At 64.4% G+C, this 21,700-nt stretch carries 19 protein-coding genes and 1 pseudogene; 12 read left to right on the plus strand and 8 right to left on the minus strand.

The annotated features are described in order from the left end of the window. The 4 genes and pseudogenes from AC1DJW_RS13280 to AC1DJW_RS13295 form a co-directional block, all read left to right on the plus strand. Window positions 1-160 (plus strand): annotated as a pseudogene (locus AC1DJW_RS13280) (serine hydroxymethyltransferase); the annotation flags it as partial. 297 nt (window positions 161-457) lie between these two features. After that, a complete protein-coding gene (locus tag AC1DJW_RS13285) occupies window positions 458-1,888 on the plus strand; it encodes an L-serine ammonia-lyase (RefSeq protein ID WP_459341555.1) in 1,431 nt (476 codons plus the stop codon). Window positions 1,889-2,264: 376 nt separating this feature from the next. Then, entirely contained in the window at window positions 2,265-3,338 is a 1,074-nt protein-coding gene (locus AC1DJW_RS13290) for a lipid II:glycine glycyltransferase FemX (RefSeq protein ID WP_284752377.1), read from the plus strand. A 78-nt stretch (window positions 3,339-3,416) separates the two neighbouring features. Next, window positions 3,417-4,895, plus strand: a complete 1,479-nt coding sequence (locus AC1DJW_RS13295) for a threonine/serine exporter family protein (protein WP_284752378.1) — start codon at window positions 3,417-3,419, stop codon at window positions 4,893-4,895. A gap of 44 nt (window positions 4,896-4,939) precedes the next feature. Here AC1DJW_RS13295 and AC1DJW_RS13300 read toward each other — a convergent pair whose 3' ends face one another. Together AC1DJW_RS13300 and AC1DJW_RS13305 are read right to left on the minus strand one after the other, a co-directional pair. Then, window positions 4,940-5,779: a siderophore-interacting protein gene (locus AC1DJW_RS13300; RefSeq protein ID WP_284752379.1), complete on the minus strand. Its 840-nt coding sequence runs from the start codon at window positions 5,777-5,779 to the stop codon at window positions 4,940-4,942. A gap of 15 nt (window positions 5,780-5,794) precedes the next feature. Beyond that, window positions 5,795-6,562 (minus strand): uracil-DNA glycosylase, encoded by a 768-nt coding sequence (locus tag AC1DJW_RS13305; RefSeq protein WP_284752380.1) that lies wholly within the window; start codon window positions 6,560-6,562, stop codon window positions 5,795-5,797. Window positions 6,563-6,697: 135 nt separating this feature from the next. Between AC1DJW_RS13305 and AC1DJW_RS13310 the strand changes: the two genes are divergently transcribed. The 6 genes from AC1DJW_RS13310 (at window position 6,698) to AC1DJW_RS13335 (ending at window position 12,730) form a co-directional block, all read left to right on the plus strand. Next, complete coding sequence (locus AC1DJW_RS13310; RefSeq protein WP_059388211.1) at window positions 6,698-7,033, plus strand: DUF3263 domain-containing protein; 336 nt, start codon at window positions 6,698-6,700, stop codon at window positions 7,031-7,033. A 49-nt stretch (window positions 7,034-7,082) separates the two neighbouring features. Further along, on the plus strand, window positions 7,083-7,700 hold the full coding sequence (locus tag AC1DJW_RS13315) for a LytR C-terminal domain-containing protein (RefSeq protein ID WP_284752382.1): 618 nt from the start codon (window positions 7,083-7,085) through the stop codon (window positions 7,698-7,700). A 139-nt stretch (window positions 7,701-7,839) separates the two neighbouring features. After that, the gene (locus AC1DJW_RS13320; RefSeq protein ID WP_059388209.1) at window positions 7,840-8,043 is read left to right on the plus strand and encodes a cold-shock protein; all 204 of its coding nucleotides are present in this window, start codon (window positions 7,840-7,842) and stop codon (window positions 8,041-8,043) included. Further along, window positions 8,043-9,395, plus strand: a complete 1,353-nt coding sequence (locus AC1DJW_RS13325) for an ABC transporter substrate-binding protein (RefSeq protein ID WP_476901626.1) — start codon at window positions 8,043-8,045, stop codon at window positions 9,393-9,395. The genes AC1DJW_RS13320 and AC1DJW_RS13325 overlap by 1 nt, the downstream gene beginning before the upstream one ends. Window positions 9,396-9,692: 297 nt before the next feature. Further along, on the plus strand, window positions 9,693-11,321 hold the full coding sequence (groL, locus tag AC1DJW_RS13330) for a chaperonin GroEL (protein WP_476901627.1): 1,629 nt from the start codon (window positions 9,693-9,695) through the stop codon (window positions 11,319-11,321). A 311-nt stretch (window positions 11,322-11,632) separates the two neighbouring features. Further along, window positions 11,633-12,730 (plus strand): RNase H family protein, encoded by a 1,098-nt coding sequence (locus AC1DJW_RS13335; protein WP_459341558.1) that lies wholly within the window; start codon window positions 11,633-11,635, stop codon window positions 12,728-12,730. Window positions 12,731-12,876: 146 nt separating this feature from the next. Here AC1DJW_RS13335 and AC1DJW_RS13340 read toward each other — a convergent pair whose 3' ends face one another. The 4 genes from AC1DJW_RS13340 to AC1DJW_RS13355 form a co-directional block, all read right to left on the minus strand. After that, a complete protein-coding gene (locus AC1DJW_RS13340) occupies window positions 12,877-13,167 on the minus strand; it encodes a WXG100 family type VII secretion target (RefSeq protein WP_059388207.1) in 291 nt (96 codons plus the stop codon). Between the two features lie 150 nt (window positions 13,168-13,317). Continuing rightward, the gene (locus tag AC1DJW_RS13345) at window positions 13,318-14,799 is read right to left on the minus strand and encodes a sensor histidine kinase (RefSeq protein ID WP_284752386.1); all 1,482 of its coding nucleotides are present in this window, start codon (window positions 14,797-14,799) and stop codon (window positions 13,318-13,320) included. A gap of 2 nt (window positions 14,800-14,801) precedes the next feature. Further along, a complete protein-coding gene (locus AC1DJW_RS13350; protein ID WP_059388206.1) occupies window positions 14,802-15,512 on the minus strand; it encodes a response regulator transcription factor in 711 nt (236 codons plus the stop codon). Window positions 15,513-15,595: 83 nt separating this feature from the next. Next, the gene (locus tag AC1DJW_RS13355) at window positions 15,596-16,231 is read right to left on the minus strand and encodes a LysE/ArgO family amino acid transporter (RefSeq protein ID WP_459341559.1); all 636 of its coding nucleotides are present in this window, start codon (window positions 16,229-16,231) and stop codon (window positions 15,596-15,598) included. 69 nt (window positions 16,232-16,300) lie between these two features. Here AC1DJW_RS13355 and AC1DJW_RS13360 point away from each other — a divergent pair, with 69 nt between their 5' ends. Both AC1DJW_RS13360 and AC1DJW_RS13365 read left to right on the plus strand, forming a co-directional pair. Then, entirely contained in the window at window positions 16,301-17,209 is a 909-nt protein-coding gene (locus tag AC1DJW_RS13360; protein ID WP_476901628.1) for a LysR family transcriptional regulator ArgP, read from the plus strand. A gap of 124 nt (window positions 17,210-17,333) precedes the next feature. Further along, complete coding sequence (locus AC1DJW_RS13365) at window positions 17,334-17,561, plus strand: hypothetical protein (RefSeq protein WP_284752389.1); 228 nt, start codon at window positions 17,334-17,336, stop codon at window positions 17,559-17,561. Window positions 17,562-17,578: 17 nt separating this feature from the next. Here the strand turns inward: AC1DJW_RS13365 and AC1DJW_RS13370 are convergent, their stop codons facing one another. Together AC1DJW_RS13370 and AC1DJW_RS13375 are read right to left on the minus strand one after the other, a co-directional pair. Further along, entirely contained in the window at window positions 17,579-19,222 is a 1,644-nt protein-coding gene (locus AC1DJW_RS13370) for a DNA repair helicase XPB (protein WP_390282227.1), read from the minus strand. Between the two features lie 10 nt (window positions 19,223-19,232). Beyond that, entirely contained in the window at window positions 19,233-21,695 is a 2,463-nt protein-coding gene (locus AC1DJW_RS13375) for a helicase-associated domain-containing protein (RefSeq protein ID WP_284752391.1), read from the minus strand. Window positions 21,696-21,700 lie beyond the last annotated feature (5 nt).

The following is a 21,700-nucleotide window of genomic DNA, read 5'->3' on the forward strand; positions in this document are numbered from 1 at the left end:
CGCGCGCGGTTTCGGTGAAGCGGCGTTCCGTGAAGTTGCGGACATCATCGCCGAAGCGCTGATCGCCGACGCCGACGCGGACCTCTCCGGCCTGCGTCACCGCGTGGAGGCACTCGCCGCCGCGCACCCGCTCTACCCGGGCGTCGCGAACCTCGCGTAGTCCGGGATCGGATCGGCAACGCCCGTCGGGTCCGACCTCCTCGGCATGCTCGGTCGCGTAGACGCCCGCTGAGCGGACGTGACGCTCCCTTAGACGCATGCTGCCGGAGGCCGGGCCCGAAGGGGCGCTCTGGTCGCCTCCTTTGAAACGCGAGAACATTGACCGTTCGCTCTGGTGACGGCTACATGGCGGGTGAGTGGGTTCCGGAAGCGTGCGTCAAAGCGACGAAGGAGCAGCACGCGGAGGAACTCGCTCACTCGCCCCAAACCCGACCACAACTAACTAAGGAATCCGACAATGGCTGTTGGCGTCTTCGATCTTTTCTCTATTGGGATTGGTCCTTCGAGTTCGCATACCGTGGGGCCGATGCGGGCTGCTGCGGTCTTTGCGGGTGAGCTGAGGGAGTCCGGTGCCCTCGAACGGGTGGCTTCCCTGCGCGTTGATCTGTACGGTTCCTTGGCTGCTACGGGCCGGGGGCATGGCACCATGACTGCGGTGCTGCTGGGCCTTGAGGGTTACCACCCCGAGGAGATCCTTCCCGAGGAAGTGGAGGAACGGCTCGCCTCGATCGCCGAAACCGGGACGCTGAACCTTTGCGGCGCCGTCGATCCCGATTCCGGGGTGCGGCTGCCGTACGGCGAGTCGGACATGATCCTGCATCCGCTCACGGTCCTTCCCCGGCATACGAACGGGATGAAGTTCTCCGTGTCCGACGCCGACGGCGAGGTGCTGCACGAGGCGACGTTCTTCTCAGTCGGCGGTGGCTTCATCGTCCGCGAAGGCGAAGAGGACGCGGCCCAGAAGGAACTGGAGGAGTCCAAGAAGGAACTCCCGTTGCCTTTCCGCACTGCCGCCGAGCTCATGGGCCGCTGCTCGTCCAAGGGGCTCGGCATTTCGGACATTATGTTCATCAACGAGCGTGCCTCCCGGACGGAAGAGGAAATCCGGGAAGGGCTGCTGCACATCTACTCCGTCATGGAGGCTTGTGTCGAGACGTCCCTCAAGCGCGAAGGCGTGCTGCCTGGCGGACTGAAGGTCCGCCGTCGGGCTCCCGACTGGCACGAGCGGCTCCTGAAGGAAACCAAAGACCAGGACCCTGACTACCGGGATCCGAAGTACTGGCAGGAATGGGTGAACCTCATCGCCCTGGCTGTGAACGAGGAAAATGCCTCGGGCGGCCGCGTGGTCACCGCGCCCACGAACGGCGCCGCCGGGATCATCCCCGCCGTGCTGTACTACGCCCTGCACTTCGCCCCCGGCATGGACAAGGCCACGCAGCAGGACCGCGACGACGTCGTGGTGAAGTTCCTGCTCGCCGCGGGTGCCGTCGGGGTGCTCTACAAGGAGCAGGCCTCGATCTCCGGTGCCGAAGTTGGCTGCCAGGGCGAGGTCGGCTCCGCTTCGTCGATGGCCGCTGCCGGCTTGGCCGAAGTCATGGGCGGCTCCCCGGGACAGGTGGAGAACGCAGCGGAGATCGCGATGGAACACAACCTGGGCCTGACGTGCGACCCGATCGGCGGACTTGTCCAGATCCCGTGCATCGAACGCAACGCGATCGCAGCGGCGAAGGCCATCAACGCCGCGAAGATGGCGCTCTGGGGGGACGGCACCCACCGCGTCTCCCTGGACGAGGTCATCGTGACCATGCGCGAGACCGGCAAGGACATGTCCTCCAAATACAAGGAAACCGCCATGGGCGGGCTCGCCGTCAACGTTGTGGAGTGCTAGCGCCCGCTTCCTGATATTCGACGCGGCGGCTACCGGACGGCCAGGCAGGGCCCAGCAATGCCGCCGATGCCATGGCAGCGAATACCGACCACAAGCTGTTGCTGCGGCCGGTCGAGAGCGGCGGAATGGGGCGGTAGACGATCATGGGATCCTCCCGGTTCGGTTTTTGTGATAACCACTTTCCGCCGCTGGAATAGTTGCGGACTTTGGGGAACCTTTGCCGTGGCTGTGAGAAATCGAAGGGGATCCGCTTGGAGGCGATTGAAACCGATCAGGCGGTAGCTCCCTGTAGGGGCCGATAGACTTGAGGCTGAACGCCTGCGCCGCACACCGGTGCCTGCTGCCTCAAGTACGCAACTGATTGGACACGGCCCCCTTGCGAGAATTTACCGCACGCTTTGCCACCGCCGAGGAAATCGAACACTGGGACAAACACGTCACGGCCAACCCCAACGGCGGCAACCTCCTCCAATCCGAGGCCTTCGCAGACGTGAAGCAACACTTCGGCTGGAAGCCCTTGCATCTCGTCTACGAGACCGCGGACTACAGCAGCTACAACCTGGTCCTGGAGAAGTCCTTTCCACTGCTCGGCAAGCTCTGGTACCTCATCAAGGGCCCTGACGTTGCCGGCGTCGAGGACATCCCCGGGATCATCAAGGCCAACCGGGAATTCGTGAAGCGGGACAAGCTCGGGGTTTTCGCCGTGAAAATCGAGCCGGACATCGTCCTCAGCGGCGAAGCACGGGACGCGATTGAGGCCACCGGAGTGGTCAAGACCCCCAACCTGCAGCCGAACGACTCCACAGCCCTGTTGGACATCTCTCCCGAGGAGAACCAGCTGCTGCGCAACCTGCATTCCCGCGGCCGCAACGCCGTTCGCCGGGCCATCCGCGAAGGCGTCGAAGTCCACACGATGGAACCGACGGAAGAGAACTTCCGCTCCATGTATGCGCTGATGACCAACACGGTCGAGGCGAAGTCCCAAGTGCGGGTCCGTGAATTCGGGTACTACCGCCAGTTCTGGACGAATTTCATCGACCGTGGCCAGGGCAGGCTCCTGTTTGTCTTCGAAAACGGTGTCCCCTCCGTCGGAGCCTTCGTGATCAACTATGGCCGAAAGGGCACCTACAAGGACGGCGGATCGCTGCAGAAGCGCGCGCAGTACGGCGATTCGCATTTGGTCCAGTGGACGGCCATCAACCAGGTCAAGGAACTGGGTTGCACTGAGTACGATTTCTGCGGCACTCCGCCCGCGGACCGGCTCAAAGACACCTCGCACCCGTTCCACGGACTTGGCTTGTTCAAGACCAGCTTCAGCAAGACCGTCACCGACTTCGTGGGCTGCTACGACCAAGTCATCAGCCCGCTGAAGTACAAGCTGTGGACCGCTGCCGGGGAACGTATCGCACGGCAGATCTACACCCGACGCACAGGGCAGCAGTTCTACTAGAATCGCAGCGCCACCCCGCCTATCGCATGTGCATGACACCGTATTTGGAGGAACCACGCCCTTTGGAGGAACACCCGCGTGACTGAACGCCCCGACAACAGGCCCAACACGGACGGCTTGCCCAAGACGCAGCCTCTGAAGCCATCCCAGGTGCGCCAGAATGTCAACGCCAAGCGCATGCTCCGCAGGCTCGTGCAGGGCGAGAATCCTCCCACCGCTCCCATGAGCATCGTCGACCGCCTGGCGGGCAGTCCCTATGCCAACCCCATCATCCATGTGGGCGGTGTTGATGCTTCGGCCCGCAAGACCATCGACTTCGCGCTACATATGGCCGAAACGATGTTCCGCTACGGGGCAGGTGCCCTGGAAGTGGAGACCAGCATCATCGCGGTCACGGCTGCGCTCGGCTTGAAGAATATCGAAGTCGACATCACCAACCAGTCAGTCGCGCTCAACTATGCGCCCAAGGACCAGACCCCCATTACACTGCTCCGGGTTGTTCGCTCCTGGACCAATAACTACGCGGGCCTGGCCCAGGTGCACCAGCTCGTCACGGATATCGTGGCTGGCGGTGTGGGCAGGTCAGAAGCGGTGAACCGGCTGGATGACATCATCCGCAGCAGCAAGCCCTTCCCACGGTGGATGGTCACCATGGCGTTCGGCGTCTTCTCCGCTGTTTTCGTCGGGGTCCTGGGTGGGGGACTTGGAGCATCCGCCCTGGCTTTCGTCTCCAATATGCTTGTCAATCTCGTGGCCCGGCAATTGGGCAAGTGGCGCACGCCTGACTTCTTCGTAACGGCGGCCTGCTCCTTCCTGGTCACGTTCATCGCGCTCATGCTGCACTGGGCCGGTGCCGACATCCCGCCGTCCATTGTGGTGGCGGGCGGCATCCTCTTGCTGTTGCCGACGGGGCGGCTCGTGTCTTCGGTGCAAGATGCCATTAACGGATTCCCCGTGACTGCGGCAGGACGTTTCCTGTCCACCATCCTGACCTTCGGCGCGATCGTTGCGGGCATCGCTGTCGCGGTGGTTGTGGGTGAACTCATCGGCAGCGTGGCGATCGACGTCACCCAAACATTCCCCGAGGCGTATCCATTGTGGGGCCAGGCGATCCTGATCGCTGTGGCCGTGATTGCCATCGGCATTACGGAGCAGACCCTGCTCAAACTTCTGCTCCCGACGGCGGCAGTGGGTTTGGTGGGTTACTTCGTTTTGTGGGGGGCTTCCAATCTCGGATTCGGAGACCGGCTCTCGCCCGCGATTTCCGCTGTGGTCATCGGTCTGCTCGCCCGAATGGTGGCGCTGAAACTCGGGGCCCCGCAATTGGTGGTGGCCGTACCGGCAGCCCTCATCCTGCTCCCCGGGCTGAAGATATTCCGTTCCATGTATGTATTGACGGTGCAGGAAGCGGACGTCTTGCTGGGCTCAGGTGGAATGCTCAACGCGGGAGCAATTGTGCTGGGCGTGGCCGCGGGAATCGTGCTGGGCGACAACCTCGCCCGACCGCTGACCAAGGGACTGGCCAGCAACGAGCGCCGCCGCGTGCGCCGGCGGTAGGCCGCCGCAGGCCGCAGGCCGCAGCCCGCCAGTGTATGCAGGCCCTAGATCTGCCCGATCGGGAGTTTCTTTTCCGCCTGGAAATCGTCCTCCACGCGCCCCTGGGCCCAGTAACCGGAAAGCGATACCTGGGAACGCTCCAGACCACGCTGCTTGAAGAAGATGTCCCGCAGGCCCTTCATGTAGCCGCGTTCACCATGCGCAAACACGTCGACGCGGCCGGGCAGCCACTCGGCTTCGCCCAGGGCATCGAGCAGGATCGAGCTTGATCCCGCCGGGACTCCGGAGCGAAGGAGCCAGCGCAGCTCCACGCCGTCGGGAGCCGCGATATCAAGGATGTCGGCGTCGCTATCGACTTCGAGGAAAGCAAGGCCCTCGGCGCCGGCCGGCAGGGATTCGATTGCGGCGGCAATCGCCGGGAGGGCGGCGTCGTCGCCCGCGAAAAGGTACCAGTCGGCGTCGGGCGCCGGGTTGTAGGCGCCGCCGGGACCCGTGAAAACAAGCGCGTCGCCGGGCTGAGCTGCCAGGGCCCACGGACCTGCAAGGCCCTCGTCGCCGTGGACCACAAAGTCGATGGCCAGTTCCTGGGCAGCTTGGTCCACCCAGCGGACAGTGTAAGTGCGGGTGTAAGGCCACTGTTCGCGTGGCATGGTCTCGCGGATCGCCCAAAGATCCAGCGGCAGCTCATAGTCGACGCCGGGCTGCGGGAACACGATCTTCACGTACCGGTCCACGAAGTCGTTGTTCGCGTAACCGGCAAAACCGGGTCCACCTGCAATGATGCGCACCATGTGGGGCGAAAGCTGTTCCGTGCGCAACACAGTCAGGTTCACTTGGGGGCGGGTATTGCGGGACGCGGACGACGTCGCGGGCAAAGATGTCATGTAGGCAAGCCTAAGCTAGGGCAGCGGTGGAAGCTCCCAGATGACGGGATCTGCGCCTTGCACACGGAGCAGGGCGTTGGCCCGGCTGAACGGCCGCGAGCCGAAGAAACCCCTCGAGGCGGAGAGCGGACTGGGGTGCGCGGAGGAGATCACGGGGGCGCCTTCAAGCAGCGGCTGTACGGCCTCAGCGTCCTTGCCCCACAGGATCGCGACGAGCGGACTCTGCTGCCCGGCAACTGTGCGGCGGCGGGCGACGGCGGTGACCGCCGCCGTCGTGATGGCCTCCCAGCCTTTGCCCCGGTGCGAGCCGGCTGCGCCGGCCGCGACGCTGAGCACCCTGTTCAGGAGGAGCACTCCTTGGCCTGTCCAGGCCGATAGATCGCCGTGGACCCGCGGTGGCAGCCCGAGATCGGTTTCCATCTCCCGGTAGATGTTTGCGAGGCTGCGGGGGATGGGCCGGGTTTGCCCGGAAACCGCGAAAGAGAGCCCGACGGCGTGTCCCGGCGTCGGATAGGGGTCCTGGCCCAGGATCAGCACCTTGACGTCTGCCAGAGGCTGCCGGAAGGCGCGAAGGATGTTGGACGCCGCAGGCAGCACGTGGGTTCCGCGGGTGGCCTCCGCCGCCACGAAGGCCAGTGCCGAGCGCAAGTCGTCCTCGACGCCGGAGAGCGCGTGAGCCCAGTCCGGCGCCATGAGATCCTCCAAGGCCATTCCGGGTAGTGCTTCGAACCCGGCGGAGTGATCCTCGGATTCGAGCTCAAATAACGCTTCTTCGCCTGCCACCCAGCCATTGTCCCTGTCGTGAGGCACTGAGGGAAAGCGCCGGGACTCCCGCGGCGGGGCAAATGACATCGGTGTTATTCGCCGGTTAGCATGGGCGGGGGACATTTTTCAGTCAATGCGTCGAAGGAGTGTGTCGTGGCAGAACCCGCACGGGAACCCATGGCGTCCGAAGCAACTGGATTGGTGCTCGAGGACCTGTCCGCCGGACTCCGGAGCGATTCGCCGCTCGGCGAGCGTGAACAGCAGATGCTCGCCCTGGAGAGGCAATGGTGGAAGTACGCCGGGGCCAAGGAACAGGCCGTCAGGGAACTCTTCGATCTCTCCGCTACCCACTACTACCAGCTGCTCAATGCCCTCATCGACACCGAGGAAGCATTGGCGCACGATCCTATGCTGGTCAAGAGATTGCGTAGACTACGTATGTCACGTCAGAGGGCCCGCACCGCGCGCCGTCTCGGTTCCGACGCATAAAGCACACGCTGATCCCCCAGCAAGCAAGCAGCAAGGACAAGGCTTCACCATGACCAAATTTGCCCGGGATGAATTCGACCGCGTCCCGCAGAGCTCATCGCGCCAAGGTGTCCACAGGCTCGTCGCGTCCGCTTCCCGGCCCACCCTGTGGCCGGTGCTGCTCCTGGGTGGCATCGCGCTGGCTGTCGGCCTCGTTGCGTTCCTCATCCTTCCGAAGCTTGGCTTCACCTCGTCGACGACGCCGCAAGCCGTCGTCACCGCTGACGCCTCCAAGCAGAGCACCGTGGCGTCGCCTTCGGCGAACAGTTCTGCGCAGGCATCCAGCCAGCCGTCCACCCAGCCGAGCCCCAGCGACACTCCATCCAGCACGCCGACGCCCAGCACGGCGCCATTGGACAAGACCGCGGCAGTCGCGGTCTACAACGGCACCACCACCAGTGGCCTGGCTGCCCGTGTGGCCGGCATGGTGCAAGTCGGTGGCTGGCCGTTGTCCACCGTCGCAAACTGGGGCGGCATGCCCCAGCAGACGTCGTCGGTCTTCTACAAAGGCGCTGCCCAGAAGGGCAATGCCGAAGCCCTCGGCAAATTGCTGGGCATTTCCAATCTTGTGGACAGCGCCGAATTCCAGCAGCCCGTGGTTGTCATTCTGGGTCCAGGTTACAAGTAGCAACTCGGTTACGCCTCAATAACATTGCGGCCACCCACACCCGAGGTTGCGCCACTGCAACGTGACTGTGGTTACAGTAGTTGTGAGCTGGCCCGGAGATCCCGGAAGCCGGCCACTGCTAGTTGAAAGTGTGGGGATCATGGCTTTGGGAACCGTCAAATGGTTCAATGCCGAAAAGGGCTACGGATTCATCACCGTGGATGAGTCCGGTGACGACATCTTTGTGCATTGGTCCGCTATCCAGATGGATGGCTTCCGTGCGCTCGAAGAAGGACAACGGGTCGACTTCGAACTGGGCGAGGGCCAGAAGGGCCCGCAGGCAGAAAGCGTGCGGCTTATCTAGTGGGTGTTGCGGCAACAGAGCTGTCCTGGCCTATTGGAAGGCACCGCTCCCGGGTAGTTTCTCTTCTCGCAGCTTTTGCAGCTCTGGCCCTCGGACTGGCCGGATGTTCCGCCCCCATCGGCAACGCCAGGCTTGCCTCGGTTACCCCGAGCGGCGACGGCACCTTGCGCATCGGCGTGATCCTGGACAGTACCGGTAGTTCCGCGTTCCTCAACGAGTCCGAGCTGGCTGCCGCCAAGTTGGCTATCAAGCAGATCAACGACGCCGGCGGATACAAGGGCCGCCCCGTCGAGTTGCTCCCGGCATCGGCGGCCGGCGAAGGCAGCAGCGCAAGCCAGGGGGCCGGCGCGGCGGCCTTCACTGCCGACACAGCGGCCCAAGCCAAGGCGTTGCTGTCCGCCCACGCCGACGTGGTTGTGGGGCCGACCGATTCCAGCCATGCGCCCGCCGCTATCGATGTGCTCTCGCCCGCCCGGATTCCGCTCATCTCGCCGGCCAACACGGCATCTGGACTGAGCAGCTACAAGAGCGGCGGCTTCTATTTCCGCACCTCGGCCGCTGATGCCGCGCAGGGCAGCGTCTTGGCGAAGCTGGCCCACGACGCCGGCGCCAAGAGGATTTCCGTTCTCCACGAAGCCGGAGACTACGGTACGCGGGTCTCGGGAGCGGTCATGGATGCCGCCCGCAGCCTCGGAATAGAGGCCGTGTCCAACGTAGAATTCACGGCCGGCAAAGCAGCTCCGGCCGCGGAGGGGATCAAGTCCGGCACGCCGGACGCCGTCGTCGTGGTTGCCCGTGATGGTGCCCAAGGCGCCTTGGCCGAGCTCATGAACGCTGGTCTGAGCGGCAAGAGCCTGATCTTGAGCGACGGTGCCATCCGCCAATACGGAACCGCACTCGGCGCCGGCGGCCTCCACGGCGCGCGGGGAATTCTTCCGGGGGTCTTCCCGAGTGCGGAATTCCAGGCAGATCTGACGGGGATCGACCCCAAACTCAAGGACACGACGTACGCCGCCGAGACGTACGACGCCGTCACCCTCGCGGCGCTTGCGGCCGCAGCGGCGGGCGACGACGCCGGTGGCTCGATCGCGGCCTGGCTCACCACTGTGTCCGGCGGGGCGCGTCCGACGTGGGGCGATGCGGCAACGAAGGAACGCACGTCTTGTACGTCATACAAGGACTGCGTCGAGGTGCTGAAGGGGGCCAAGCTCCCGGATTACGACGGCGAGTCCGGCACCATCGGTTTCGACGCCAACGGCGACGTTACCTCGTCCAATTACATGGTCTTCACGTACGGTGCCGACAATACTGCTCGGGTGAGTGGCAAGGAGACCGCCTCACGGACCCCGTGATCGGCTTGTGCCGGTAGCGAATTCCCTTGGCGTGGCGAGTAGTTTCCTGCGCTTGCTGCTTGCACTCTCCTCGGGTGAGTGCTAATTATTGATTAGCACTCTCAAGCACTGACTGCTAATTCTTCGCGGCTCCGGCCGTATGGAAATAATGGCGGTGCCTGGGAGAACAAAGAAAACCTTGCTGGGGTGAGGTCCGGAGCACGCGGCGTACAGAGGCCGAATGTGAAGGATCGTCCGTCGCGGGCACCGCAGTGAAGGCACCTTCTTAACGACTGTCCCGAAAGGACTACCGCCGTTATGGCCAAGATCATTGCATTTGATGAAGAGGCACGCCGCGGTCTCGAGCGGGGTCTGAACATCCTCGCCGACGCCGTCAAGGTTACCCTCGGCCCGCGTGGACGCAACGTCGTCCTCGAAAAGAAGTGGGGCGCCCCCACGATCACCAACGATGGTGTTTCCATCGCCAAGGAGATCGAGCTGGACGATCCTTACGAGAAGATCGGCGCCGAGCTGGTCAAGGAAGTTGCCAAGAAGACGGACGACGTCGCTGGCGACGGCACCACCACCGCCACGGTCCTGGCCCAGGCCCTCGTCAAGGAAGGCCTGCGCAACGTAGCTGCCGGCGCCGACCCGCTGTCCCTCAAGCGCGGCATCGAGAAGGCTGTTGAAGCCGTCATCCGCGAGCTGCTCGCCTCCGCCAAGGAGATCGAGACCAAGGAAGAGATCGCAGCCACTGCTTCCATCTCTGCCGGCGACACCGAAATCGGTAACCTCATTGCTGAAGCCCTGGACAAGGTTGGCAAGGAAGGCGTCATCACTGTCGAGGAGTCCAACACCTTCGGACTGGAGCTTGAGCTCACCGAAGGCATGCGCTTCGACAAGGGTTGCATCTCCGCTTACTTCGTCACCGACGCAGAGCGCCAGGAAACGGTCCTCGAGGACCCGTACATCCTGATCGTCAACTCCAAGATCTCCAACGTGAAGGAACTCGTTGCGGTCCTGGAGAAGGTCATGCAGTCCAACAAGCCGCTGCTGATCATCGCCGAAGACATCGAGGGCGAGGCCCTGGCCACCCTGATCGTCAACAAGATCCGTGGCACCTTCAAGTCCGTTGCCGTCAAGGCTCCGGGCTTCGGTGACCGCCGCAAGGCACAGCTCGCCGACATCGCCATCCTCACCGGTGGCCAGGTCATCTCCTCCGAGGTCGGCCTCAGCCTCGAGAACGCAACCCTCGAACTGCTCGGCAACGCCCGCAAGGTTGTTGTCACCAAGGACGAGACCACCATCGTCGAAGGTGCCGGCGACGCCGACGCCATCGCCGGCCGCGTGGCGCAGATCCGTGCCGAGATCGAGAACTCCGATTCCGACTACGACCGCGAGAAGCTGCAGGAGCGCCTGGCCAAGCTGGCCGGCGGCGTTGCAGTCATCAAGGCCGGTGCCGCAACCGAGGTAGAGCTCAAGGAGCGCAAGCACCGCATTGAGGACGCAGTCCGCAACGCGAAGGCTGCCGTTGAAGAAGGCATCGTCGCCGGTGGTGGCGTTGCCCTCATCCAGGCCGGTGCCAAGGCATTCGCCAACCTGCAGCTCGAAGGCGACGAAGCAACGGGCGCCAACATCGTCCGCGTTGCCATCGACGCTCCGCTCAAGCAGATCGCTTACAACGCTGGCCTCGAGCCGGGCGTTGTCATCGACAAGGTCCGCGGCCTGCCGTCGGGCCACGGCCTGAACGCTGCAACCGGCGTTTACGAGGACTTGCTGGCTGCCGGCGTCAACGACCCCGTAAAGGTCACCCGCTCGGCTCTCCAGAACGCTGCCTCCATCGCTGGTCTGTTCCTGACCACCGAGGCCGTTGTTGCCGACAAGCCGGAGAAGAACGCTCCGTCTATGGGTGGCGGCGACGACATGGGCGGCATGGGCGGCTTCTAAGCCCCCGGTCTAGCTCACTAGCCACACGCACGACGGCGGTCCCCACCTCAGGTGGGGGCCGTCGTCGCCGTTTAACGACGCTCGCTCACCTATATCGGGTTTTGGCCGGACGCTCGCTCACGTGTGTCGGGTTCTGGGCGGACGCTCGCTCACTTCTGCTGCAGAGGGGTTTTGGGTTAGGGCGCCAGATCTGAAAGAGGGTTTGGATTTTTGGCCATATATGTGAGCGAGCGTCGTTCGGGGAGCGGTGTGACCCGGCGGCTGGGGCATTCGGTCCGGGAGTGTCGGGGTGGTCTGGCAGGATGGAAACCATGACGATTATTGCTGCCGCCGATGGTTCTGCCCTCGGCAATCCCGGGCCTGCCGGTTGGGCCTGGTACGTGAACGACTCTTGCTGGAGGGCCGGCGGGTGGCCGCACGGAACCAACAACCAGGGCGAGCTCATGGCTGTGTTGGACCTCTTCCGGTCCACGGCACATGTTCCCGATGAAGAGCTGAAGATTCTCTGCGACAGCCAGTACGTCATCAATTGCATCACCAAGTGGATGCCGGGTTGGAAGCGCAAAGGCTGGCGCAAGGCGGACGGGAAGCCCGTCTTGAACGTCGATCTCCTCAAGGACATCGACCAGGCTATTGTCGGCCGCAAGTACTCGTTCGAGTGGGTCAAGGGCCACGCCGGCCACGACCTCAACGAGGCTGCCGACGATCGCGCGCGTGCGGTCGCCACAGCGTTCCAGCAGGGAATAGCCGCTCCTGCCGGGCCGGGCTATCCGGGAGCTGAAGCCGCACGGTCCTTGTCCCGCACGCTGTCAGTCGGCACACCATCAGTTGGCACACCATCAGTCCGCACACCATCAGTCCGCACAGCGCCTGTGGACGCGCCATCGCTTTTCGACGACGACGACACGGATGCCCAGGATGAAGACCTCACGCTGTTCGGCGGTCAGGATCTCTCGAGCGGTTCCATGCCGAACGCGCCGGCTGAGTTCCCGGAGCAGGAGAGGTTCATCGAGCCCACTTTGTTCGCTGGTGATGACGAAGAAGCGGTCCTTGGCCAGGCAGGCGGGCGCTCAGACGAGGAAACGGTCATTCTCCTTGAGAGGGAGCTCCTGAGGCCCGATGTCAGGGGAGACCTTGGGCGCACAGGGATCCTGCTCCACCCGGACTTTACCGAGATTGGCAGCTCCGGGCGTGTCTGGTCCCGCGACGAGCTCATGATGGCGCTGGAGGGCAACCCGGGCGAAACCGCGGAGGTAGAGATAATTTCCGCAGAGCGCCTCTCCAGCAACACCATGCTGCTCAGCTACAGAAGTTATGGGCGAACAGGCTCGGCATTGCGGAGTTCGATCTGGTTGCTCGACGACGGCCGCTGGCGGTTGCGTTTCCACCAGTCGACGCCGGAGAAGTAACACCGGAGAAGTAACACCGGAGAAGTAACGGCGCAGAAGCGGGCGCGGACACTGGAACGGACCCGGAAAGAAACCGGGTGCTGGAAAGCAATTGGATCCCGGCGGGAAGGCGGATTGGCCGTCCCGCCGGGATCCCACCTCGGCTCTTAGTAGCTGAACCGTTGGGTGTTGCCCTGCTCGGTCTGGAGATAGCTTGCCGCGGCGGAGGACAGTGCCAGGTTGATGGATGCCAGCGAAGCCTCCACTTTGTTCTGGGTCAACGTCCACTCCGAGACGAGGGCCTGGAAATTGTTGGCTGCCGATCCTTTCCATGTGGCTTGGAGCTCGTCGAGGCCACGTTTCATCGCTTGGACGTCGGCGCTGATGCGATCCACGGTGGCCTTGACGTTGGCGGACTTGAGCTGGAGGAGTTCGGTATCGACGGAGATGACGCTCATAGGGCGTTGCCTTTCGACTAAACGGGTCCGCAGGTTGCGGCTGGCTTGTGGTCCACACAATGAGCCTAGAAGCCGTCACATGGCCCGGACAGAGCCGAATCTCCCTATGTGGACAACTCGCTAGATCAAGCCGCCCGGCGTAGAAAACTCCTAGTCGGAGATCTCCGCCTCGGCAATACCCGCATCGTCAGGCACCTCGGACAGCTCGTCCTGGAAGGGGAGGCTGACAACCAGGGTGGCGCCGCCGCCGTCGGTCTCTTCGACCCTCACGGTACCGCGGTGGGACCCCACAATTGCCGCGACAATCGCGAGGCCGAGCCCGCTACCGCCTGTCTCCCGCGTGCGCGAAGTGTCCGCCCTGTAGAAGCGCTCGAAAATCCGGGGCAGTTCCTCGGCCGGAATGCCGCTGCCGTGGTCCCGCACCTCGAGAACGGATAGCGGGCCGGCGGGCGTGTTCCGCACCCCGACAGCGAGCTCAATCGGCGTTCCTTCGGGGGTATATCGCAAGGCGTTGCCAACCAGGTTACCGAGCACCTGACGAAGCTTGGCCTCGTCACCCTGGACGGGGGCAGACGCTGCCGCTCCGCCGTCGAGCCCTGTGAGTGAAATCTTCCGCTCGCCCGACGTTGCGAGTGAGTCCACGACGGCGTCGTTCGCCAGGAGGTGCAGATCCACCGGCTTGAGCTGCAACGGCCGTTGTTCGTCCAGGCGGGCAAGCAGCAGCAGGTCTTCCACCATGGATCCCATGCGCTTGGCTTCGCTCTCGATCCTGCCCATGGCGGTGCCTACATCTTCCGGCGTGGCAAGGGCGCCGTGGCGGTAGAGCTCGGAGAAGCCGCGGATGGTGACCAACGGGGTGCGCAGCTCGTGGGAGGCGTCGGCGGCGAATCGCCGCATCCTGGCCTCGGAGGCGGCACGCGCCGCAAAGGATGATTCGATGTGCGCGAGCATGGCGTTGAGGGAGGCGCCCAGGCGGCCGACCTCGGTGACCGGATTCTCGATGTCCACGCGACGCGAGAGATCACCGGCAGCGATAGCGGCCGCCGTCTTTTCAACGCGAGCGAGGGGGCGGAAGGAACGTGCAACGGTCCACGTTGCGATGAAGAACGCGAGCACGAGCGTCAAGAGTCCGACGCCGACCACCACGAGGGTGGCGTGTTCCATGACTCGGTCCACAGGGGTCAGTGGGAGGCCCACGATCACCACCGCGTTCTGCCCGGTCCGGTTGTCCACGACGTTGACCGCCACCACACGCCAATCCCCGCCAGCGGTGCCACTCACTTGGAAGGGTGCGTAATTGCGGTTCTTGGCTTCAACCGGGGTGATGTTGGCAATGCTCGGCCGATCGGTCTTGCTTCCGCCGAACGGATAGGGTGGCTGGCCCTGGACGTAGAGCGTCAGGGAATAGTCCGTGGGCACGGCGGGGCTCGCCTCGGACAAGTTGGCGAAAGATTGCTGTTGCTGGGCGGTCTGGACAGCTGCCCTGAGCTTGTCATCCACTTGCCCTTGGAGGTAGCTCTTGACGAGCGTCAGCGTCCCGGCGCCTGTGGCGGCCAGGGCAAGAAGCAGCAGCCCCATGATGATGGCGACCAGCTGCGACCTGAGGGAGGCCGACTTCCAACGGTTGAACAAGGTCAGCGCTTCTCGGCCGTCCGCAGTACGTAGCCGACGCCGCGCTTGGTCTGGATCAAGGCGGTGGCATCCGGATCAATGTCTACCTTGCGCCGGAGGTAGGAAATGTAGGACTCCACGATCGAGGCGTCGCCGTTGAAGTCGTATTCCCAGACGTGGTCCAGGATCTGCGCCTTCGAAAGCACCCGGTTAGGGTTCAGCATGAGGTAGCGCAGCAGCTTGAACTCGGTGGGCGACAGCTCGATGATGGTGCCGCCGCGGCGGACCTCGTGCGCGTCGTCGTCGAGCTCCAGGTCATCCACGCGGATGACGGCGTCGTCGTCTTCCATCGGCTGCGTGCGGCGCAGCACGGCGCGGATCCGGGCCACCACTTCATCCAGGCTGAAAGGCTTGGTGACGTAGTCGTCGCCGCCCACGGTCAGGCCCGTGACCTTGTCTTCCGTGTCGTCCTTGGCAGTCAGGAACAGGACAGGGAAGTGCTTTCCGGCGGCCCGAAGGCGGCGGGTGACAGTGAAACCGTCCATGTCGGGGAGCATGACGTCCAGGACCGCGAGGTCCGGTGCGTGAAGATCGGCGGCAGCGAGCGCTTCGCGGCCGTTCGACGCCGCAACGACCTCAAAGCCAGCAAAGCGCAGCGAGGTGGAGAGCAGCTCACGGATGTTGGGTTCGTCGTCGACGACGAGCAGCTTGGCTTCGGGGCCGTTCTTTTTCATACCATTCATGATGCTCCCAGTTTCTGGGAGTTGACTGGATGCTTGTTGTGAGAATTATCGGGGTGTCGCGGTAGTTGGCCCGGCTAACTGCCGAGAGCCAGCCCGACGCCGAGTCCCACCATGGTGACGGCAATCCCGCCGTCGAGAATCCGCCAAGACGCCGGGCGAGCAAAGAAGCCGCGCAGCAGTTTCGCGCCGAACCCGAGCGAACAAAACCACAAAATACTGCCCAGCATGGCTCCCGCGCCGAACCACCACTGCAGCCCGGGCCCTTGCGCGTTCGCCACGGACCCCAGGAGCAGCACGGTGTCCAGGTAGACGTGCGGGTTGAGCCATGTCAGTGCCGTGACGGTCGCCAGCGCTGCCCCCAGTCCGCTTCGGCCGGCACCCGAAGGCCCGGGCTCCGCGGACACGAGCGCTTGCGGCTTGAGGATCCGCCGTGCCGCCATTACGCCGTACGTGACCAGGAATGCTGCGCCGACATAGCGGAGGACGACGACGGCGGCAGGCGCCGCAGTGAGCAGGGCGCCTGTGCCGAGTACCCCGGCCGCGATGAGCACGGCGTCCGAGATGGCGCACACGGCAACGATTGGGCCGATATGTTCGCCGCGGATTCCTTGCCGGAGGACGAAGGCATTTTGAGCGCCAATGGCAACAATGAGGGCCAGGCCTGTGCCGAGGCCCAAACCGGCAGCGTGGAAGACATCGGGGGAGTTCATGCTTCGAGGCTAAGTTTCGCCTTCGGCATTAGTCCAGCTAAATATTCTTATGCATCGTAAGATCACCTTATGGCCAGATTCTCTTCTGAACAGTTGCACACCTTCGCCGCGGTGCTCACGGAAGGCACGCTCGACGCCGCCGCCCGATCACTGAACATCACACCGTCGGCGGTCTCCCAGCGCCTCAAGGCGCTTGAACAAGCATCCGGAAGGGTGTTGCTCCAGCGCAGCAATCCGGTCCAGGCCACGGAGTCGGGACATGTGGTGCTCAGGCTGGCGCGGCAGCTCGCCCAGTTGGAGGCCGACGCCGAACTGGAACTGGGCCTGCCGGGCGAATCGCCGATGGTCTCGGTTCCGATCGTGGTCAACGCGGATTCCCTGTCCGTCTGGTTCCTCAAGGCCCTCACGAGGGTCCCCGCGGAGCTGAACGCTGTTTTTGATCTTCACCGGGACGACGAACAGCATTCCACGTCCATGCTGCGCACCGGAACGGTCATGGCCGCCGTGACCGCGACACCCGAGCCGGTACAGGGCTGCCGCGTGGAGCCGCTGGGGAGCATGCGATACCGCGCCGTCACCACCCCGGAATTCAGGGCACGGTGGCTTCCCGACGGCGTCGATGTCGCCTCGCTGCGCGCCGCTCCGGCCGTGGACTTCGACCGCAAGGATGAGTACCAGCACCGTTTCCTGGAACTGCTGGGCGGCGCGGCGCGTGGGACGGAGCCGGCAGGGCCGCGCCACTATGTTCCGTCCAGCCAGGAGTTTGCCGAGGCCATTCGATTGGGGCTTGGGTGGGGACTGCTGCCTGAATCGCAATGCGGCCAGGACGTAGCCGATGGGTCCCTGGTGGAACTCGCGCCCGAGCGGCCGTTGGACGTTCCCTTGTACTGGCAGCGGTGGCGGACACCGTCGCGGATATTGGACGCCGTGACCGGGGCGGTCCGCAGCACCGCCGAGGAGGTGCTGCGCAGGGCCTAAACAAGCGGCCGAACAGTGCTGCGTCAGGCCTGACAAAGCTGCGCAGGGCCTGACAAACCGGCCAAAAGCCAACACGCCGCGGGCACAGTCCTAAATTGTCGGACCCCCGATTCACACTTGAGCCATGGAAAACAAACAAGAATCACGCGTTGAAACTCAGCATGTCGAATTCCATGTCAGCTACCTTGACACGCTCTCCGGACGCATCGAGCACGAGGAGTTCAGCGACCGCCCCGCCGCTGAACGCTTCGCCGACGCGCAGCTCAAGGACGAGGACTCTTGGGCTGTCGTCGACGTCGTCGTGCTGCAAGCAGCGCAGCAACAGGAGCGCGCACAACAGCTGGTTGCCTAACTTGAGTTAACCCAGCCCTACCCGGTGGGGACGTCCTTGGCGTCCATGATCCGGTAGGCGTAGCCCTGTTCGGCGAGGAAGCGTTGCCGTTTGGCGGCGAAGTCCTGGTCGAGGGTGTCCCTGGCCACCAAGGAGTAGAAGCGTGCCGCGCGGCCGTCCTGCTTGGGACGAAGCAGGCGCCCCAAGCGTTGAGCTTCTTCCTGGCGGGAACCGAAAGATCCCGATACCTGGATCGCCACGGATGCCTCGGGCAGGTCGATCGAGAAGTTGGCCACTTTGGACACCACGAGGGTCTTGATGTCGCCGGCGCGGAAGGCGTCGAACAGCTTCTGCCGCACCTTGACTGTTGTATCGCCCTTGATCACGGGTGCGTCCAAGCGCTCGCCGATCTCATCCAACTGGTCGATGTACTGGCCTATCACCAGCAGCTGCTCGCCTTGGTGCAGGGCCACGAGCTGCTCCACCAAGTGGGTCTTGGTCTCGGACGTCGCGCAGAGCCGGTACTTGTCCGCATCTTCGGCCATCGCGTAGGCCACGCGCTCGTCCCGGGGCAGGTCCACGCGGACCTCCACGCAGTCCGCCGGCGCAATGTAGCCCTGGGCTTCGATGTCCTTCCACGGTGCGTCGTAGCGTTTGGGACCGATCAGGCTGAAGACCTCACCTTCGCGACCATCCTCACGCACAAGCGTCGCCGTGAGTCCAAGACGCCGCCGGGCCTGCAAGTCCGCCGTCATCCGGAAAATCGGTGCAGGCAAGAGGTGGACCTCATCGTAAATGATGAGTCCCCAGTCGTGCCCGTCCACGAGCTCCAGGTGCGGGTACAGGCCGCCGCGCTTGGTGGTCAGGACCTGGTAGGTGGCGATCGTGACAGGCCGGACTTCCTTGACCGCGCCCGAATACTCACCGATCTCCTGCTCCGTCAGCGACGTCCGCTTGAGGAGTTCGTCCTTCCATTGCCGGGCCGCGACCGTGTTGGTCACCAGGATCAGCGTGGTTGTCGAGCTGGTGGCCATGGCTGCAGCCCCCACCAGGGTCTTGCCCGCACCGCAGGGCAGCACGACGACGCCGCTGCCGCCCGCCCAGAAGTTCTCCGTGGCGAGCTTCTGGTATGGCCGCAGGTGCCAGCCGTCCTCGTTCAAGGCGATCAGGTGCGGAGTACCGTCCACGTAGCCCGCGAGGTCCTCGGCCGGCCATCCGAGCTTGAGCAACAATTGCTTGAGCTGACCCCGCTGGGAGGAATGCACCACCACGGTTTCGCCATCGATCCTGGGCCCCAGCAACGGTGCGATTTTCTTGGCCCGGCTGACTTCCTCGAGCACGGGGTAGTCGGTGGTCCGCATGACCAGCCCGTGCTGCGGGTCCTTTTCCAGGCGCAAGCGGCCGTAGCGGGACATCGTCTCTTCGATGTCGATCAGCAATGAGTGTGGCACCGGGAAACGGGAGTAGCGCAGGAGCGTGTCGAGGACTTTTTCGGCGTCCAGTCCCGCGGCGCGCGCATTCCATAGGCCCAGAGGGGTGAGCCGGTAGCTGTGGACGTGTTCGGGGGCGCGCTCGAGCTCGGCGAACGCCGCAATCGCATGCCGAGCCTCGGTGGCGAGCTCGTGGTCGACTTCCAGCAGGATGGTTTTGTCGCTCTGTACGATCAGCGGACCGTCGCTCACTATTGCTTCCTCACTTGTGCGGCTCGCCCGCAGGTTCCACATCGATGATGCGGTGGATGGACAAGACTCTCTCGGTGTCCCTGGCGGCGTCGAACACCCGGACGCGCCCTCCGGACACCGATACCGGAACAACGGTCTCGGTGTTGGAATTCCCCAAGCCGTCAACCACGTTCATGGTGACCGCTTGCTTCAGCCGGATGGCCCTCTGCAGGGTTTCGAGTCCCAGTTGCGTTGCCGCCTCGCCGGTCACGTCGCCGTGGACCGCGCGATGGTGCCTCAAGACCGCGAGCTGGGCGTCGACGTCGTCGTCCGGCGGTGCGGTGCGGGGCGCCGTGTACACGGGGCGGACGCCAGCGGCCACCGATGCCGTCCTCTTATAGCGCACGACGGCGGTCTCCGCCTCCTGCACGGCGGGCGAAAGTCCCAGCTCGCGCAGCACCCTGGCGGTCTCCCGGGGGCTCGCTGTGGAGGTCAGTACCGTGGGGGCGATCCGGACAAGCCCGAGGCTTGCGGCCCCCGGCTCCTGAACGAGCTCGGCGATGGCGGCCTCGTCGTCGCTCTGGATGAAACTGGGGCTGCTGGCGACGCGCATCCGGCCATGCCGCGATGCGATGTCCTTGATCAAGTACCGGAGCGGCTGGGGAACATCGGTGGCCGAGTGGGTATGCAGGAACGCGAGGATGGCTTCCGCGTCCTGCCCTGCGTCCAAACCGCGCCGGATCGAATCTCCGGAGAAGCGGAAGATCGTGGCTGGGCCCTGGCCTTCGGCGTCGGCGATCAAGAGCAGTTTTTCGCTCAGCTCAGGTGCCAGGTACCCAGGCGCGACGGCGGTCAGGTCTGCTTGGAGCAGGACATGGTTGACCGCGGCAGGCAGGTGTTCGCCGAGGATCCTCAGGGCCAGCTCGGGCTGTTCAGTGGCAATCGCCGAACCAAGCTGGGTCAGGGCGCCGGAACCCATGAGCCCCAGGAGTTCCGCTTCGTGCAGGATGCCACGGACGAGGGAGCTGAACCGCCGCGACATCCGGGGCTGGGCCCATTCAGCGCGTTCCATGACGGCTTCGGCGTTGAGCACCGGAGCCTTTCCGTCCGGTGCTTCCACCTCGAGGGTCAGCTCTTCGAGGATCTCCAGGATCCGTTTTCGGACCAGCGGGGCGTCAGGGCGTTGGGCCTCGGCGGACAGGGCATTGATGGAACTTGCCGGAGAGCCGGATCGCGGTGCCGTGGTGGCAGGCCCGGGGAGGGTCTGGCCCACGAGGGAGGGGGCGCGCTCGCTCGCGAGCCAGGCGTTGACCAGCCAGAGCCATTGTTCCTGGCGGGGGAGCGTGAGCCATTCCAGCGATGGCGGTTGTACCCAGGTGGAACTGTCCACATCGAGGCGCAGCAATCCGGACAAGGCACTGAGCTCAAGGATCAACGCCGTCTCGGACAACCCCAAGCGGAGGCTGTCGGCCAGGCGTTTGAGCTCACGAACGCCCACCCCTCCGCTGCGCAAGGTGACCACCGGCTGCTCGCGGACCGCGTACAGGAGTTCACCCACCAGTCGGAGCGCTTCGGCTATGGCACCCATGGCGGCATTCCGGCGCAAGGCCGCACTCGTCTGGCCCAGCTCCGGCACGGGAGGCTTCAACGTGAAGTGGTCCACGATCGCGCCGCCGCGCAGCGACAGGCCGACGCTGTGCGGGAGCTCAACGTGGCCGGCGTCCAGGGGGACAAGCAAGCCGCGGGCCAAGAGCCAGTCCACGGGACCGACGTCGCGACCTTCGTGGAGGACGGAGGCCTTGCGCTGTGCCTGGGGAACGGCACCCATGGCCCAGCTGCCGAACTTGTTCAAAAGGGGACGCGTCCGTACAGGTGCCTCGGACAGGATGTGCTGAAGGTTCTCCGGCGTCGAGGTCCATCGCTGCAGAGCCAGCGCCGCGTCCATGGGCGTCGTGGCGGCCAGGACCTTGGCGCCGCTCTGGTGGAGTTCGGCGACGAGATGCACCACGCGCTGGGCGAAGGCCGGTTGAAGCCGTACCAACTCGGTGTAGCTGCGGCCCAAACCGGCCGGGTAGATGCCGATGACGTCCTTGAGGCTGCCCACCGGCAAGTAGAAACGCTGCCTGCCTGGATTGTGCACCGTGGCCGGCGGATCAGCCCGGTGGATGAGGGCCAGCTCCTGGAGCTTGTTCAGGATCGGTTCGAGCGCGGCAAGGGTGGCGCCGTTGATGCATTTCTTCAATCCCGCGGCGGAGACGCTGTGGCCGGTGTCCGTGTTGGTGCATAGGTGGAGTGTCTCCAGTACCTGCATCTCCGGTTTGTTGAGCCGCTCCAGGGCACGCTGCACGCTCACCCGTGCGCTTGCCCGCGCCGCGAGGGCAGCGAAGTCCGGGGCTATCGGGGAGATGAGGTCCGGCCGCGCGGCAAACAAGGCCCGCAGCGAATCGTCGCTGCGCGCTTCCAGTTCCTTGCTGAGCGCGCGAATAAGGGACATCAGTT

The organism is Arthrobacter sp. 05L417 (assembly GCF_056397865.1).

Coding starts and splice junctions, on each gene's coding strand:
- AC1DJW_RS13285 (WP_459341555.1), top strand. CDS start 458: ATGGCTGTTGGCGTCTTCGATCTTTTCTCTATTGGGATTGGTCCTTCG.
- AC1DJW_RS13300 (WP_284752379.1), bottom strand. CDS start 5,779: ATGACATCTTTGCCCGCGACGTCGTCCGCGTCCCGCAATACCCGCCCC.
- AC1DJW_RS13315 (WP_284752382.1), top strand. CDS start 7,083: ATGACCAAATTTGCCCGGGATGAATTCGACCGCGTCCCGCAGAGCTCA.
- AC1DJW_RS13320 (WP_059388209.1), top strand. CDS start 7,840: ATGGCTTTGGGAACCGTCAAATGGTTCAATGCCGAAAAGGGCTACGGA.
- groL (WP_476901627.1), top strand. CDS start 9,693: ATGGCCAAGATCATTGCATTTGATGAAGAGGCACGCCGCGGTCTCGAG.
- AC1DJW_RS13335 (WP_459341558.1), top strand. CDS start 11,633: ATGACGATTATTGCTGCCGCCGATGGTTCTGCCCTCGGCAATCCCGGG.
- AC1DJW_RS13340 (WP_059388207.1), bottom strand. CDS start 13,167: ATGAGCGTCATCTCCGTCGATACCGAACTCCTCCAGCTCAAGTCCGCC.
- AC1DJW_RS13350 (WP_059388206.1), bottom strand. CDS start 15,512: ATGAAAAAGAACGGCCCCGAAGCCAAGCTGCTCGTCGTCGACGACGAA.
- AC1DJW_RS13355 (WP_459341559.1), bottom strand. CDS start 16,231: ATGAACTCCCCCGATGTCTTCCACGCTGCCGGTTTGGGCCTCGGCACA.
- AC1DJW_RS13360 (WP_476901628.1), top strand. CDS start 16,301: ATGGCCAGATTCTCTTCTGAACAGTTGCACACCTTCGCCGCGGTGCTC.
- AC1DJW_RS13365 (WP_284752389.1), top strand. CDS start 17,334: ATGGAAAACAAACAAGAATCACGCGTTGAAACTCAGCATGTCGAATTC.
- AC1DJW_RS13375 (WP_284752391.1), bottom strand. CDS start 21,695: ATGTCCCTTATTCGCGCGCTCAGCAAGGAACTGGAAGCGCGCAGCGAC.